Raw genomic sequence first — 15,757 nt, forward strand, 5'->3', positions numbered from 1 at the left:
AAAAAATCGGAAAATCAGATGGAGAGAATATTTAAATTTATTTCTTTGCCCCTGACTTTCCAATTCCCCGGTACAATTCATTGATGCGTTTAACGGACTTAATCGAACGCTGCGGGGCTGTCGAAGCGACAGACAACACAATCATTTCCAGGCAAACCAGCACCGTACCGTGCAACGGCATTTTCCCGTTCTCACCGCCGCGCGGCACATTGATCACCACATCCGCCTCCTTGCTAAAACGTGATTCCAGCGCATTGGTCAGTAAAATCACCGGCACGCCTAATCGCTTCGCCTCGCGGATGGTCGTCAACCCTTCGCGATGCGGCGATTTCTGCGCCATCATAATCAGCACATCCCCCCGCTGTAGCGCAATCAGCTGTTCCGCCAGGTTAATCCCGGTACGATTAAACGCCACCGACGGCAAGCCAATACGGCTGAGCAGACGCGCCGTGTAGTCCGCAAGGATCCCGGATGCGCCAATGCCAAATATCCCCACCTGACGCGCCTCCACCAACAGTGCGACCGCCTGCGCAATCGCGTAACGGTTTTGCGGCGTAGACAGCACGTCGCAGGTGCGCTGATGCCCTTGCAGAACAAAATCAATGCTCGAATTTACATCGCAGGAAAGCGTATTCACCGTGGTCGTCATTTTCTCTTCCGAGGTGATACCCGGGCCAAACCAGTGTTCGATGGTCTGTTTTAAATCGCGCAGCCCGGCAAACCCCAATGCCTGAATCGCCCGGACAACCGTCGCGTCAGAAGTTTGAGTGGCGGCCGCAATTTCTATCGCCGTAAATTCCAGTACCACTTCCCGGTTCTCATGGATATAACGCGCCACCGCCTGCATCCTCGGCGGAAGCAGATGCGCCCGCGCCCGGAAGCGATCGCCGTAGACATCAATACGATTTTTCACTTTCTTCGCCGTCAGCATGGTTATTTCCCCTCCGGTAAGTGGCGCCCGGCAATATGCGACTGTACCTGTGCAACCATCAGGCTGAGTGATGCAAAGGAGTTCGAAATCGCCTCTTCACGGGAGATCAAAACGTAGTGCCCGCGCTGGCAAGCGGTAAGAAACTCGCACCAGCCCGGCAACACGGCATCCATCGCGGCAATTTCATCCTGCGGCTTACCACCGGTATCACCGCGCCAGGTAGCAAAAACAAAATCCGCATCCATCTCTGGCAGACGCTCCGCGCTCACGTCAATCCGCCCTCCCGGCGGAATGCTGTCGATCAGTTTCGGGAAGGAAAACCCGGCATCGCGCAGGACGCGTCCTAACGAATGATAGGTGTGCAACGCATTGATTTTTCCCTGATTTGCCTGAATGACTGACACCGTAATGTGTTGGGTATCCACCGTGTGCTTCAACCGGTCAATCTCTTCCCGGTAGCGACGCTCCAGGATAGCCAGTCGCGCCTGAGTTCCGGTAAGCTGCGCGAGCTTGCGGTAAATTTCCGGCGCGCCGCCGTCGAGATGATCAATGCTCACCGTCGGGGCGATTTTCTCCAGTTGTTCGATGGGCGTATGGCGACTCGGCTCGGTGATGATCAAATCGGGTTTCGCGGCGACAATCGCTTCAATATCAATGTCCGCCGTACCAATAAACTTTATCGTTGAATGATCAAAATCGACGCCGGTCAGCAGCGCGCCCGAACGCAGGAAATGGCTGCCGTCAGGACGCGTTCTGCCGTGGCTGGCGACCGGCGGAACGCCCAGCTCAATCAGCGGAATGGTGATATCAAGATCGTGTAGCGACACAATGCGCTGCGGATGCAGCGGCACGTTCACCACGCGTCCGAGATCGTCGGTAAAAGGCCTGGTGGCAACCTCTGCCTGTACAGAGCCCCCCAGCAGCAGCAACAGCGAAAAAAGTAAACGCATACACCCTCTTAAAAATTACAAACGATCCCGACGACGCCAGAGCAACAGTAAAAAGAAAGGGCCGCCGACCAGCGCAATCACGATCCCCGCCGGTATTTGCAGCGGCGCAAAGGCCAGACGCCCGATGGTATCCGTGAGCAGCACCAGCAGAGCGCCAATGAGCGCACTGCCCCACAGCAGCGCCATTTGCCCTCCGCGCAGGCAAAAACGCGCCATATGCGGCGCCATCAGGCCGACAAACCCCAGGCTGCCCACGCAGGAGACGCTGGCGGCGGTCAGAAAGACCGGCGCCATAAAACGCAGCAGCGCCAGATGAGACAGACGCACCCCGAGCCCGGTCGCGGTGTGATTACCCAGCAGCGCCACATCCGATGCTCTCGCCGTCGCAAACAGCAGAACAGCCGCAGGCAACGCCCACCCCAGCGCCACCCACAGCAACGGCCAGGTGGCGGCGTGCAGGCTTCCGGCCAGCCAGACCAGCGCCGTTTGCACATCGCGGACATCGGCTGTCGTCATAAAAACGCCCATTCCCGCAGCAAAGAACCACGAGACGCCAATGCCGATCAGCACAAATCGCGGGCGGGAGAAATCACGGGCCAGCAGCATGACCAGCGCGGCGACCAGTAATCCGCCAGCAATACCCGCCAGCGGTCGCCAGACCAGGCTGACCGACGGGAAGAGCAGCACTAACGCCAGTACCACCACGCTACTCCCCTCTTTCACGCCGATAAGACCGGGGTCAGCCAGGCCGTTACGGGTAATCGACTGCATCGCCGCGCCAGCCAGCCCCAGCATTGCTCCACACAGCAGCGCCATCAGCAAACGCGGAAGACGGACATCCCAGACAACATACTGCTGCTGCTCCGTTAACGCCTGCGGAGAGAACAACGCACGCCCGATGGCGGAAGCCGGAACGGGAAGCGACCCCTGCAACACGCCCGAAACCAGCAGTACGGCGGCCAGCGTGGCAAACCCCAGCACACACCACACCGTTTTCAGCCGGACAAGGCGTGAGAATTTTCCCACCCGCCATGCGCGCAGCCCGGCACGCGCCAGAACAACGCTCATTTAAGAAATCTCGACGCAATGAAAATAAACACCGGCGCGCCGACCAGCGCGGTCATCACTCCTGTAGCCAGCTCCTGCGGGGCAAGCAGGGTTCGGGCAACGATATCCGCCAGTAGCAGCACTGCCGCCCCCAGCAGCGCCGCCAGCGGGAGCATCTGGCGAATGTCTTCCGTCACCAGGCGTCTGATGACGCCCGGAACCAACAGCCCGATAAAACCCAGCGGCCCGGCGACGGATACCGCCGCGCCGCACAGCAGCGCAATGGCGATCATCGCCATCAGACGAATGCGCAGAATATTAACGCCCAACCCACAGGCCATCTGGTCGCCTAGCGCCAGAATATTCAGCCCCGGCGCTATCGCTACCGCCAGTACGACGCCAACCAGCGACGGCAGGAGAGCCTGGCGTACTTTTTCCCAACTCATCCCCGCGAGATCGCCCACCAGCCAGGTGCGCATCGCCAGCAACGTCTGCTCATCCAGAATAAGGATTGCCGCCGTGAGCGACGACACCATCGCCGACAGCGCCACGCCGCAGAGCGTGACCTTCAGCGGCGTCAGTCCGCCACGCCCGGCGGAAGAGAGCGCCATCACCAGCGAAAAGAGTGCCGCTGCGCCCCCTGCCGCAACCAGTGACTGACTGAGCCCCGCGACGCCCAGCGCGGTACACAGCACCACGGAGAACGCGGCCCCCGCATTCAGCCCCAGAATGTGCGGTTCGCCCAGCGGGTTGCGAATCAATGCCTGTAACAGAACGCCGGCTACGCCCAAAGCCGCGCCAACCAGCATGGCCGCAGCCATACGCAACAGACGCAGAGAGATAACGATTCGGTGATCAAAGTTTTTGGCATCGAAGTGAAATAACGCCTGAATGACGGTCTGCGGACTGACGGCACGCGCCCCGACGCCCAGATGAATCACCGCCAGCATAAACAGCAGCAGTAGCAAGACAGGAAGCGCCAGCAGAAATCGACCACGACGGCGGCCTGATGCAATGACCATATCCGTCATTCTTCCGCTCCAGCCTTGGCACGAAACGGCATGAAGAACGGCTTTCCGGTCAACGGATTCACCGACATCTGCACATCGACGTCAAACACCGATTTGATCAGCTCCGGCGTACAGTGCTCTCCTTCATGTACGATCCCCTCCAGCCGCCCCTGTCTGAGAAAGACCAGCATATCGCCGTAATTCACCGCGAAATTGAGATCATGTAACACCACCACCACGGTACGACCATGATGGCGGGTCAGGGAGTGCAGAAGCTCAAGGATCTCTACCTGATAACGCAGATCGAGAAAGGTTGTAGGCTCATCCAGCAGAATAAACGGCGTTTGCTGCGCCAGCGCCATTGCAATCCAGCACCGCTGCCGCTGCCCGCCGGAGAGACTCTCTACCGGCAAATGGGCGAAGTCGGTTGTTCCGGTGAGCTGCAACGCCTGCTCTACGGCCTGTGCGTCATCATCGGTCCATTGCTGGAGAAAATTCTGCCAGGGAAAACGCCCGCGCGAAACCAGTTCAAAAACCGTTAATCCCTCCGGCACCAGCGGAGATTGCGGCAGGATGCCAAGCTGACGCGAAACCGCTTTGGTCGGCTGTTGATGAATCGCTTTACCATCAAGCAGCACGCTGCCGCCCAACGGCTTCAGCATTCGGGCAATCGTACTTAATAAGGTGGATTTGCCTGAGCCGTTCGCCCCGGCCAGCACCGTCATTTTACCTTGCGGGATAGTGAGGCAGACGTCATGCACGATAGCGTGGTGACGATAGCCAGCAGAAAGCTGTTTCAGCTCAATGCCCGTTCTGTGGGCGGTGTTTTCCACATGCTGTGGCATGTTCACTCCTGCGCCGTCGCAGCCTGGCAAAGCCAGCGCGCGCAGCCTTTCAAATAAAAATAAAACTCATTCTCTTTAAGATCTTGCTGGGTTGCGCTGTAGTAGTCAAGCAATTACGCCCTGTAGTTACATCACCGTACGCACGCAACAAAAACGCCGCAGAAAAAGACGAACAAACTTATAAAAATAAATATATATCAATAAATTAAAAATTATTTTCCCGCAATAACACTACGGTTTTATGACGTTAACCCCGCTGTAGTTTCTTTTTCATTTTTACGTTTACTACTACAAACGCCCATGATTGAATGATTCTCAATTACACATCTGACGCCGTTTACGTTGGTTAAAAGATGGATAAAACGCATGGCTAGCAAGCCGGGCAATGAACTGGATAAACCTGTTTACCCTCCCGTTTTTGGCAGGGTATTTTGCGGAATAAATAAAAGATGGCTAAGTTAACTCCTTATTTTTCTGGGATGAAAGGGCGAGCGCTGTGCTCCGCTCTGTTTTTGGGTATCACGACGGCTCCTGCGGTCATGGCGGCGGAAAAAGAAAACTCGCCGCTCAAAAATGAAGAGACGATGACCGTGCGCGCAGACGCCTCTTCTGCCGATCAGGCCGTCACGTCAGGTTATCAACCGCTGAGTTCGTCCACCGCCACGCTGACGTCGATGCCGCTGCTGGATATCCCGCAGGTGGTCAATACCGTCAGCGACAAAGTGCTGGAAGATCAGCACGCCACAACCCTCGATGAAGCGCTGTATAACGTCAGCAACGTTGTGCAAACCAACACGCTGGGCGGAACGCAGGATGCGTTTGTTCGCCGTGGTTTCGGCGCGAATCGTGACGGTTCCGTGATGACCAACGGTCTTAAAACCGTATTGCCGCGCAGTTTCAACGCGGCCACGTCGCGGGTGGAAGTGCTGAAAGGCCCGGCCTCCACGCTGTACGGTATTCTCGATCCCGGCGGCCTGATTAACGTCGTAACCAAACGTCCGCAAACGCAATTTGGCGGCTCAATTTCCGCCACCTCCTCCAGCTTCGGCGGCGGCACAGGCCAGTTTGACATCACCGGGCCGATTGAAGGCACCCAACTGGCGTATCGCCTGATCGGTGAGTATCAGCACGAGGACTACTGGCGCAACTATGGTACTAACCAGAGCAGCTTCATCTCCCCTTCCCTGACCTGGTTTGGCGACAACGCGACGGTCAACGTGCTCTATTCGCACCGTAATTACAAAGCCCCGTTCGATCGCGGCACCATTTTCGATCTCAATACTAAACAGCCGGTTAACGTGGATCGGAAAACCCGCTTTGATGAGAAATTCAATATCACCGATGGCGAATCGGATCTGGCGCAGCTCAATGCCGAATATCGCTTCAACAGCGCGTGGACGGCGAAGTTTGATTACAGCTTCAGCCAGGATAAATACAGCGATAACCAGGCTCGCGTGATGGCTTATGATTCCGCTACCGGGAACCTGACCCGCCGCGTGGATGCGACGCAAGGCTCCACCCAACGGATGCATGCGACCCGCGCCGATTTACAAGGAAACGTGGATATCGCTGGTTTCTATAACGAGATCCTGACCGGCGTCTCTTATGAGAATTACGATCTGCTGCGCACGGATATGATTCGCTGTAAGAACGTGAAAGGCTTTAATATTTACAATCCGGTCTACGGTACGCTCGGCAAATGCACCAGCGTCTCGGCCTCCGACAGCGACCAGACGATTAAGCAGGAGAGCTATTCCGCTTACGTACAGGATGCGCTGTATCTGACCGATAAGTGGATCGCCGTCGCCGGGATGCGCTATCAGTACTACACCGAATATGCCGGGAAGGGCCGCCCGTTCAACGTCAACACCGACAGCACGGACCAGCAGTGGGTGCCGAAATTCGGCATGGTCTATAAGCTGACCCCTTCTGTGTCGCTGTTCGGTAACGTATCGCGCGCCTTTATGCCGCAATACTCTATTGCCAGCTACATTGGCGATCTGCCGCCGGAAACCTCTACCGCCTATGAAGTGGGGGCGAAATTCGATCTCTTTGACGGCATCACCGCCAATATCGCCCTGTTCAATATTGATAAGCGCAACGTGCTGTACAACGAAATCGTGGATGGCGAAACCGTGGCGAAAACCGCAGGGCGCGTACGCTCACAGGGGGTGGAAGTGGATGTCGCAGGCTCGCTGACGCCCAATACCAATATCATCGCCAGCTACGGTTATACCGCAGCAAAAGTCACGGAAGATCCCGATTACAAAGGGAAACCGCTGCCTAACGTACCGCGTCATACCGGTTCATTGTTCCTGACCTATGACATTCACAACGCCTTTATGGGCAATACGCTGACCATTGGCGGCGGCGGACATGGCGTAAGCCGTCGCTCCGCCACCAACGGCGCGGACTATTATCTGCCTGGTTATTTTGTGGCCGATGCCTTTGCAGCCTATAAGATGAAACTGCAATACCCGGTGACTCTGCAACTCAACGTGAAAAACGTGTTTGATAAAACGTATTACACCTCATCCATTGCCACCAATAATCTGGGTAATCAGATTGGCGACCCGCGTGAAGTTCAGTTCACGGTAAAAATGGAGTTCTGATCCTTCTCATCCAAATACCCTGTCAATTCTGGCAGGGTATTCCCGCTATTCCCTCACATTAAGATGAATAAACTCACACCGCCCAATGAACGCAAAAATGCGCGCCTCATCAACTTTCTTAACTGAACTGTATCAGATTTAACATTTTGTGATTTTTATCGCGGATAAATTTTAATCTTCCGCTATTTTTAAATTCCCTTTCACTCATGGAGGACGATGTAATGAAACACAAATCGTTTTATCGCCTCATTGCCGCAGGCGGTCTGCACTTCTGGTATAACCTCGATCCGCGTATTTCTAACGACTTCCCGCGTTAATTCTCCTTAGCCGTTCAACATCAATAAAAAATTAACTGAACACTACGTTTGGTCGGTATTTCTTGCGCCTGTTAAAGGCACAAAAATAACGTTCACGTAGCGCGACATGCTATTGGAGAAATAATATGAAACGTATTCCTGAGCCGTTCCGCATTAAAATGGTAGAAAACATTCGTATGACCACCTGGGACGACCGTGTTAAAGCGCTTGAAGAAGCGGGATATAACCCTTTTCTGCTCAAAAGCGATGATGTATATATCGACCTGTTGACCGACTCCGGCACTGGCGCAATGAGCGATCGTCAATGGTCTGGCCTGATGATGGGCGATGAAGCCTACGCCGGCTCACGCAACTATTACCATCTGTGCGACAAAGTAAAAGAGCTGATCGGCTACCCGTTTACGATCCCAACACACCAGGGACGCGGCGCCGAGCAAATTCTGTTTCCCTGCCTGATTGCCCGCCGCAACGCTGAAAAACCGGTCTTTATTTCCAACTTCCACTTTGATACGACCGCCGCCCATGTCGAATTAAACGGCGCGAAAGCCATCAACGTGGTGACGCCAAAAGCGTTCGACACCACCTCATGGTACGACTGGAAAGGCAACTTTGATATCGACCTGCTCAACGCCACTATCGCGGAACATGGCGCAGAAAACGTCGCGGCGATTATCACCACCGTCACCTGCAACAGCTCAGGCGGCCAGCCGGTTTCCATCGCCAATATGCGCGAGGTGTATCAAATAGCGAAGCGGCACAATATTCCGGTGGTCATCGACTCCGCCCGCTTCTGCGAAAACGCCTGGTTTATTAAACAGCGCGAAGAGGGATACGCGGATAAAACGGTGAAAGAGATCGTCCGTGAGATGTACCAGTATGGGGATATGCTGACCATGTCGGCGAAGAAAGATCCGATGGTCAATATCGGCGGGCTGTGCTGCTTCCGTGATGATGAAGATCTGTTCAACGACGTGCGCATTCGCTGCGTGCCAATGGAAGGGTTTGTCACTTACGGCGGGCTGGCGGGGCGCGATATGGAAGCGCTGGCGATCGGCCTCGAAGAAGGGATGAATGAAGATTTCCTCGCCTATCGGATTAACCAGGTGGAATACCTGGGCGAACGGCTGCGCGAAGGGGGGATTCCAATCCAGTATCCAACCGGGGGCCACGCGGTATTTGTCGATGCGAAGCTGCTGCTGCCGCACATTCCGGCAGAACAGTTCCCGGCTCATGCGCTGAATAACGAATTGTACCTGGAAGCCGGGATTCGCAGCGTGGAAATTGGCTCTCTGCTGCTTGGGCGCGATCCGGCCACTGGCAAACAAAAACCGTCGCCAATGGAGTTGCTGCGTCTGACGATCCCCCGCCGGGTCTACACCAACGATCACATGGACTATATCGCGGATGCGTTAATCGCCGTAAAAGCCCGCGCCGCATCGATCAAAGGGCTGACTTTCACCTATGAACCGCCGGTGCTGCGCCACTTTGTGGCCCGGCTGAAACCGGTGAAATAACGTTCTGATACGCGCTCCCCTGCGGGAGCGCGATTCCGCTATTTAATACGATATTCAACGCATTCAGGCATGAGAAAAGCGGGATCGCCCTTTTCTCTGCACAATGACGGGCATAGCCACGCGAGGAAAACGCACTATGGCTACATTATCGGTCGCAAATAAAGCGCCGTCGCTGATCGGCGGGGCAATGATTATCGGTGGAACCATTATTGGCGCGGGCATGTTTTCTCTCCCGGTGGTGATGTCTGGCGCCTGGTTTTTCTGGTCACTGCTGGCATTAATTTTTACCTGGTTTTGTATGCTGCATTCCGGGTTAATGATCCTGGAAGCAAACCTGAATTATCATATTGGCGCCAGCTTCGACACGATTACCAAAGACCTGCTGGGAAATCGCTGGAATATTATTAACGGTCTGACCGTCGCGTTCGTGCTGTATATTCTGACTTACGCCTATATTTCCGCCAGCGGTTCGGTTATTCACCATACCTTTGCACAAATGGGGATCGTCTTTCCGGCCAGGCTCGGCGGGTTATTATTCGCCCTGGCGGTAGCGTTTATTGTCTGGCTAAGCACCCGGGCGGTGAGCCGTATGACGACCATTGTGCTGGGCGCCAAAATTCTCACCTTCTTTATGACGTTTGGCGGTTTGCTCTGGCACGTCCAGCCGACGATTTTACTCAATACCGCTGAAGTCAGCCCCAGCTACCTGCCCTACGTCCTGATGACGTTGCCGTTCTGTCTCGCCTCATTTGGTTATCACGGCAACGTGCCCAGCCTGATGAAATATTACGGCAAAGATCCGTTGACCATCCGCCGCTGCCTGCTACTGGGAACGTTGATGGCGCTGGTGCTGTATATCATCTGGCTGGTCGGTACGATGGGGAATATTCCGCGTCCGGCGTTTATTGAGATCGCCGAAAAAGGCGGCAATATCGACGTGCTGGTACAGACGCTGAGCGGTTTGCTGAACAGCTCAACGCTCGATCTGCTGCTGACCGTCTTCTCCAACTTTGCCGTCGCCAGTTCGTTCCTCGGCGTTACGCTGGGATTATTTGATTACCTCGCCGATCTCTTCAGGTTCGACGACTCGCCAAAAGGACGTTTCAAAACTGCGCTGGTCACGTTTCTGCCGCCCATCACCGGCGGTTTAATCTGGCCAAATGGGTTTATCTACGCCATCGGTTTTGCCGGGCTGGCCGCCACCGTCTGGGCGGCGATTGTCCCGGCGCTGCTGGCGCGCGCATCGCGCAAACGCTTTAACAGCCCGCACTATCGGGTATGGGGAGGCAACGCGATGATCGTCCTGATTTTATGCTTTGGGGCAGCTAACGCGCTTATCCATATTCTATCCAGCATTAACCTTCTGCCGGTATACCGGTAGTACGCCATGCGCGGCGGCATAAAATAAAAAGGGAACCGCCGGGTTCCCTTTTCAACACTGGTGACGCGCCGGGCGAAAGTCTAAAAGATCCCTTTCTGACGCACTTTACTCATCTTCTGCGTCGGCGCGTCTACGGTACTGAGATCGACTTCTTCAGCATTTACGGATTTAGCCGGTTCCGCCGCTGACGTGCGCCCCGTCACGCGCAGCTGTTGCAACAGCAGATGCTGCTGTTCCAGCAAGACTTTGAGCTGGGCGACCTCTTCGCGCAGTTTTGCTGTCTCCTCATGCTGCGTGTTATCCGATGGCGCTGCGGCGACCTGCTGTTTTTGCAGGGCCTGCGCCATCAGCGTACGCATTTGCGCCAGCTGCTGTTCGCTGAAGTCTTTCTCTTTTTCTGCATCGCCATCGCCGGTCATGAGGGCGACGGGCAGCAAATTGCTCTCCTGCAATTCCGCGCAAAGGGATTCGAGGCTCAAACCTTCCCGGCTCAGGGATTCTGCAACATGGCTGCACAATTGCGGGTTGAGAAGATGCAATTGCAGGCCGGACAGATAGATATTGCGATGAAACTGGCGGATCTCCATGTTGGCGTCATTGACGTCGCTCCCGTCCCGCTGCACTGCGCCATACCATTTTTTTAGTTGCAGCATCGCGCGCAAATCCGCGCGCGATCGCTCTGGCGACAAATGCAATGAGAGGTTAACACGGCGGATCTGCCTGTTACTCATCGTCGCCTACCTCAACCATTTGCGGCGAATCAATCTGCTCAACGCCTGACTCAGCATGGTACAGGCAGATCTCGCGAGAGAGCGCGCTTTGCGGGTTGTCGAGCGTCACCACGCGTTCGCCGAGCGTCGAATAGGCCTGACGCAGAGCGGATTCGATCAGATGCGCGCCGCCGCCGACCAGATAAACGCGGTTAGGGTTCTTAGCGAATTTCTTCGCTTCATAAGCCACCTGATCGCCAAGTTCCTGAATCTTGATCTCGATCCGTTCAAGGATCTCGTCAATCCGCGATTCATCGTTGATGACGCTTCTGACAAAATCCAGATCGTTGCGACGCTTGATCAGCTCGTTCGCCACCAGGTAGCTGGAGTCGCTGTCCGCCGCCGCCAGTAATTTACGCGTGGCGTCCGTCACCATCGCCACGCCGATTTCGTTGTTGCCGTAAATTGCGGAAACATCGTCAAACTCGCCGACAATCACCCCCATGTCCAGCGTTGTCCCGCCGCAGTCGATGACCAGCGACTTGGTGAATTCATTCACGTTGGAGTTAAGCAGATGCGACAGCGCCGCAGGCAGGCTCTCCGGCATAACATGCACATCAACGATACGGAACAGCTCGCCTTTATTCAGCGAGATCTCACGCATCAGGTTGCGACGTTTCGCTTCGATGCGCTCATCGTTACGCTGGCAATCGTCCGGCTTGTAGAATTGCGTAATCGGCAGTGTGACGATAACTTCAACGTCACGCGGCGTCAGGCCGGTTTGCAGCAGCGCATGATGAACCGCCAGCAGATTCAAATCGTCATACTGGTATTCGATGTGCGTCGTGGAAAGCGCTTTATCCGAGGTCGCATCATAGGTGTATTTCGTGGTGCCGATGGTGTAGTTGTATACCGACTGACCACGCAGCAACGCCGCGCTTTTCCAGTCCTTACGGAAGGAGTTCGGCGAAACAACGGTCTTCAGCGTACCGTTTTCAATCCAGCTAATTTTCACATTGGTTGAGCCATCATCAATGGCGAATTTCATACGTGTTGCGGTCATGGGTTTTAACTCAATCTAAGGGTCATTTTTACAGCGTCGCCTCTTCCGTCAGAATGCGGCGAGCGCCGAGGTAATGCGATTGCCAGAAATCATCTGAAAGCTGGCTAATGCGGATATTTAGCCCGCTACGCGGGGCCTCAATAAACTCATCGTTTCCAAGGTAGACGCCAACATGGTCGGCGCCCGGTCGCTGGTTAATGTTAAAAAACACCAGATCGCCGCGACGGAGTTTATCTACGCGAATATGTTTAAGAGTGGGGTCCTGATACATGCCGTTTGCCGTGCGGGGTAGCTTGCGCTCCAGCACATGATTGAAGGCGTAGAAAACCAGGCCACTGCAATCAAATCCTTCCAGCGGATTTTTACCGCCCCAGACATAGGGCTTACCTAACTGGTCTTCCAGACGCTTGATGACGGTATGTAATCGGGACGCCAGTTTCGGGCTGATGCGCCCCGTTTTGTCCTTCCCTTTGCGCGCCTGACTCCACAGTGTGTCGGAGCTTCCCAGGCTACCGGGCTGCCAGCGAGCATGCATTGCCAGCATCTCGCGGTTTTTAGTGCGGTCAGCCAGTTTTTGCGCCGTTTCCCGCTGCTTTTGTTCCGGCGTTAACGGTACGACGGCAGTCCGTTTTTTCACTTTCGCCATCAGCCGCTCGCGATTTTTTTTCCGCATCTGCAACGCGTTTTCCTGCTGCGTCATACCCGCTTCTACAGGCTTCGGCTTTGCGATGCTGTAACCCGTCGGCATCAGCAATAACAGGATGAGAGAAAAAAAAGGTACCTGGCGGCACAGAACATGCCGGGCAGGTACAAAACGGACAGAACGGATGAAACGTTTCACAGCAATAACGATCTGATTAATGGTTTTTCGTCAGTTTATCGGTCAGCGGTTTAATGACTTTTTCGCCATGCTGCCCAAAGAACTGGTACAGAGAATCACTGGCGGAATGCGTCAGCACCATAATTTCAATGCGGCGGTTCGCGGAACTCAGCGGATGTTGCGGGTCAAGCAACATCTGATCCGCCATGCCGCTCACTTGCAGAATTTTGCTTTGATCCAGCCCCCCGGTGGTCAGAACCGCCCGCGCCTGCATGGCGCGTTCGCCGGACAGGTTCCAGTTGTTATAAAGCACCTGATCGCGAAAACGCGTGGCATCGGTATGGCCGGTGATGATGATCTTGTTGTCGATCTTGTTCAGCTCCGGCGCGAACTCCGTCAGTAAGCGCTTGAAAAACGGCGTCAGGATTGCGCTACTGCGCTGGAACATCTCGCGTTTTTGATCGTCCGAGACCAGAATACGCAGCCCCTGCGGCACAATTTCCATTTTCAGGTTGGCTTGCGCATCGTACGTCGAGGTGATTTTCATGATAATGCGCGCCAGATCTTCAATCTCATTACGCGAGCGGGCGTTCACGTCGTCCAGGCTTTCCGTCTGTTTCGCCTGCTGAGCAACCTGCTTCTCCGCATCGGTCAACGGTTTTGACGACTCTGCCGTTTTCGACGGTTTAGGCGTTTTCGGATGACGGCTGTCAATCAGCGAAAGCTGCCCGCCCTGCCCCTCTTTTTGCGTAATGGGCGTTAATGAGTTGCCTTCAAAGACCGACTCGCCATTAAGCATGGAGACAATCTCTTTACGTTCTTCTTCCGTTACCGCGCCCATGATCCACAGCACCATAAACAGCGCCATCATTGCCAGCGTGAAGTCTGCGAAGGCCACTTTCCAGGCGCCGCCATGAAATTCATCATGGCTTTTACGCGAGGAGCGTTTGATGATCGTGGTATGTTCTTTGCTGCGGTTACGCATCAGGCATCACCCATCATCTGGTTTACCCAACCGTCCAGCGTCGCGAATGTCGGTTTCGTGTCCATCGGCAGCATTTTGCGCCCGGCATCGACCGCCAGCAGCGTCGGCTTACCGGCAACGTGGTTCACCAGTACGGTACGCACGCACTCCAGCACCGAGATTTGCTTTTTGGTGCGTTGCTCCATGGCGTTCGCCACCGGGTCCATCAGGCAGTAACAGAAGAATACGCCGAGGAAGGTTCCCACCAGAGCGGCCGCAACCTTCACGCCGATGACCGCAATCGAGCCGTCAATGGATTGCATGGTAATGATGATGCCAAGTACCGCCGCACAGATGCCGAATCCAGGCATCGCTTCCGCAGTACGTTGCAAAGAGCGGGATGGTTGCAGAAGGTTCTCTTCCATTGCCACCAGTTCCTGTTCGAGAATCCCTTCCAGCTCGTGCTCGTTGATTTTCCCCATCGCCATCAGGCGGAAGTTATCGGAGATGAACGTCACCAGCGCTTTGTCGTGCAGCATGAGGGGGTATTTCTGGAATAACGCGCTGTTTTCCGGTGCTTCGATATGCTCATCCAGCACCTTCAGGCCACCGTCCTGCACCAGTTCCAGCAGTTCATACAGCAGCATCAGCAGCTGGCGCTGATACTCATCGGTATATTCGTTTTTGCGCATAATGCCGCGAAACTGACGGTACATTTCGCTCAGCACCGCTTTGGGGTTCGCCAGTACCATCGCCCCCAGTCCCGCGCCAAGAATAATGATGATTTCACCCGGCTGCCAGAATGAGGCGAGGTGTCCGCCTGACAGAATAAAGCCGCCGACAACACACCCCATGATGATGAGAATACCTAAGAATTTCTGCATAAACCTTTCACTTCTGGAAAAAAGACTGAATTTTTTGCGCAATGATTTTATTGAGCTGACATACCCTGGCCTCGGTTAAATTGAGGACCAGCGCAATTTCCTTCAGGCTCATTTCATGCTGGTAATAGAGCGTGAGAATAAGTTGCTCACGCTCATCAAGACTCGCCAACGCGTTGCGTAGCGTTCTGCTGACGATGATCTCTTCTTCAAGCGGACGGCTATCCAGCGCCCCCGCATATACGTCATTACCCAGAAGATCGTCGAGACTCTCCAGCGTTTTGGCGCAATCGAGTAAGAGATATTCCTGATACTCTTCAGCCGTAATGGAAAGATGGTGGCTGATATCCTCAAAGCTGGGCGTACGCCCCAGCTGACGCGCAATCTCGCGGATTGCGTCATTGAGCTTATGCGTTTTCTGTCGCAAACGACGCGGACGCCAGTCAAGCAACCGCAGCTCATCCAGTACCGCGCCGCGAACGCGTTGTATGGCATAAGCGGCAAACTGCTCATCAGGATGACCGTAACGGCGCAACGAGGTTAATAACCCCATTAGCGCGATCTGTTCCATATCATCCCGATCAATAACGCTACTGGTCTGGTAAGCGAGTTGCTTCACCACTTTGTTGACGAGCGGCAGATACGTGCTGACATAGCGCGCTTCATCCGCAGGCGTCAGCGTTTCACTTGCGATAAAATCCATCATGTCCAA

General features: G+C 54.8%; 15 protein-coding genes. 4 read left to right on the forward strand and 11 right to left on the reverse strand.

Annotated features, from left to right (window positions below):
- Positions 1-37 precede the first annotated feature (37 nt).
- From OGV83_RS03010 to OGV83_RS03030, 5 genes are read right to left on the reverse strand one after another with little or no spacing between them, the layout of a single operon-like run.
- Complete coding sequence (locus tag OGV83_RS03010) at positions 38-931, reverse strand: MurR/RpiR family transcriptional regulator (protein WP_286463122.1); 894 nt, start codon at positions 929-931, stop codon at positions 38-40.
- A gap of 2 nt (positions 932-933) precedes the next feature.
- Positions 934-1,881 (reverse strand): iron-siderophore ABC transporter substrate-binding protein, encoded by a 948-nt coding sequence (locus OGV83_RS03015; RefSeq protein WP_115626408.1) that lies wholly within the window; start codon positions 1,879-1,881, stop codon positions 934-936.
- A gap of 15 nt (positions 1,882-1,896) precedes the next feature.
- The gene (locus tag OGV83_RS03020) at positions 1,897-2,949 is read right to left on the reverse strand and encodes a FecCD family ABC transporter permease (RefSeq protein WP_047458603.1); all 1,053 of its coding nucleotides are present in this window, start codon (positions 2,947-2,949) and stop codon (positions 1,897-1,899) included.
- Positions 2,946-3,959, reverse strand: a complete 1,014-nt coding sequence (locus tag OGV83_RS03025) for a FecCD family ABC transporter permease (RefSeq protein WP_286463123.1) — start codon at positions 3,957-3,959, stop codon at positions 2,946-2,948. Before OGV83_RS03025 ends, OGV83_RS03020 begins: the two co-directional genes overlap by 4 nt.
- A complete protein-coding gene (locus OGV83_RS03030) occupies positions 3,956-4,783 on the reverse strand; it encodes an ABC transporter ATP-binding protein (protein WP_047458610.1) in 828 nt (275 codons plus the stop codon). Before OGV83_RS03030 ends, OGV83_RS03025 begins: the two co-directional genes overlap by 4 nt.
- A 449-nt stretch (positions 4,784-5,232) precedes the next feature.
- Between OGV83_RS03030 and OGV83_RS03035 the strand changes: the two genes are divergently transcribed.
- The 4 genes from OGV83_RS03035 to mtr all read left to right on the forward strand — a co-directional run bounded on the left by OGV83_RS03035 (position 5,233) and on the right by mtr (position 10,607).
- Positions 5,233-7,395 (forward strand): TonB-dependent siderophore receptor, encoded by a 2,163-nt coding sequence (locus OGV83_RS03035; protein ID WP_115615033.1) that lies wholly within the window; start codon positions 5,233-5,235, stop codon positions 7,393-7,395.
- 221 nt (positions 7,396-7,616) lie between these two features.
- Positions 7,617-7,712, forward strand: a complete 96-nt coding sequence (gene tnaC / locus OGV83_RS03040; protein WP_024130621.1) for a tryptophanase leader peptide — start codon at positions 7,617-7,619, stop codon at positions 7,710-7,712.
- A 125-nt stretch (positions 7,713-7,837) separates the two neighbouring features.
- Complete coding sequence (tnaA, locus tag OGV83_RS03045; RefSeq protein ID WP_071259965.1) at positions 7,838-9,226, forward strand: tryptophanase; 1,389 nt, start codon at positions 7,838-7,840, stop codon at positions 9,224-9,226.
- A 136-nt stretch (positions 9,227-9,362) separates the two neighbouring features.
- Positions 9,363-10,607 carry a tryptophan permease gene (gene mtr, locus OGV83_RS03050; RefSeq protein WP_024130622.1) on the forward strand — a complete coding sequence of 415 codons (1,245 nt, stop codon included), beginning with the start codon at positions 9,363-9,365 and terminating at the stop codon, positions 10,605-10,607.
- 80 nt (positions 10,608-10,687) lie between these two features.
- On the opposite strand, the gene OGV83_RS03055 is transcribed toward mtr, so the two are convergent.
- The 6 genes from OGV83_RS03055 to OGV83_RS03080 are packed head-to-tail and all read right to left on the reverse strand — an operon-like array spanning position 10,688 to position 15,751.
- Positions 10,688-11,338 (reverse strand): hypothetical protein, encoded by a 651-nt coding sequence (locus OGV83_RS03055; RefSeq protein ID WP_146209151.1) that lies wholly within the window; start codon positions 11,336-11,338, stop codon positions 10,688-10,690.
- Entirely contained in the window at positions 11,331-12,365 is a 1,035-nt protein-coding gene (gene parM, locus OGV83_RS03060) for a plasmid segregation protein ParM domain-containing protein (protein ID WP_196491298.1), read from the reverse strand. Before parM ends, OGV83_RS03055 begins: the two co-directional genes overlap by 8 nt.
- 43 nt (positions 12,366-12,408) lie before the next feature.
- The gene (locus tag OGV83_RS03065; RefSeq protein WP_353654425.1) at positions 12,409-13,221 is read right to left on the reverse strand and encodes a C40 family peptidase; all 813 of its coding nucleotides are present in this window, start codon (positions 13,219-13,221) and stop codon (positions 12,409-12,411) included.
- A 16-nt stretch (positions 13,222-13,237) separates the two neighbouring features.
- On the reverse strand, positions 13,238-14,185 hold the full coding sequence (gene lafU, locus OGV83_RS03070) for a putative lateral flagellar export/assembly protein LafU (RefSeq protein ID WP_012133673.1): 948 nt from the start codon (positions 14,183-14,185) through the stop codon (positions 13,238-13,240).
- Entirely contained in the window at positions 14,185-15,048 is an 864-nt protein-coding gene (gene motA / locus OGV83_RS03075; RefSeq protein ID WP_012133674.1) for a flagellar motor stator protein MotA, read from the reverse strand. The genes lafU and motA overlap by 1 nt, the downstream gene beginning before the upstream one ends.
- 7 nt (positions 15,049-15,055) lie before the next feature.
- A complete protein-coding gene (locus tag OGV83_RS03080) occupies positions 15,056-15,751 on the reverse strand; it encodes a FliA/WhiG family RNA polymerase sigma factor (protein ID WP_012133675.1) in 696 nt (231 codons plus the stop codon).
- Positions 15,752-15,757 lie beyond the last annotated feature (6 nt).

The organism is Citrobacter sp. CK189, from assembly GCF_030333505.1.
Lineage (GTDB): Bacteria > Pseudomonadota > Gammaproteobacteria > Enterobacterales > Enterobacteriaceae > Citrobacter_B > Citrobacter_B koseri.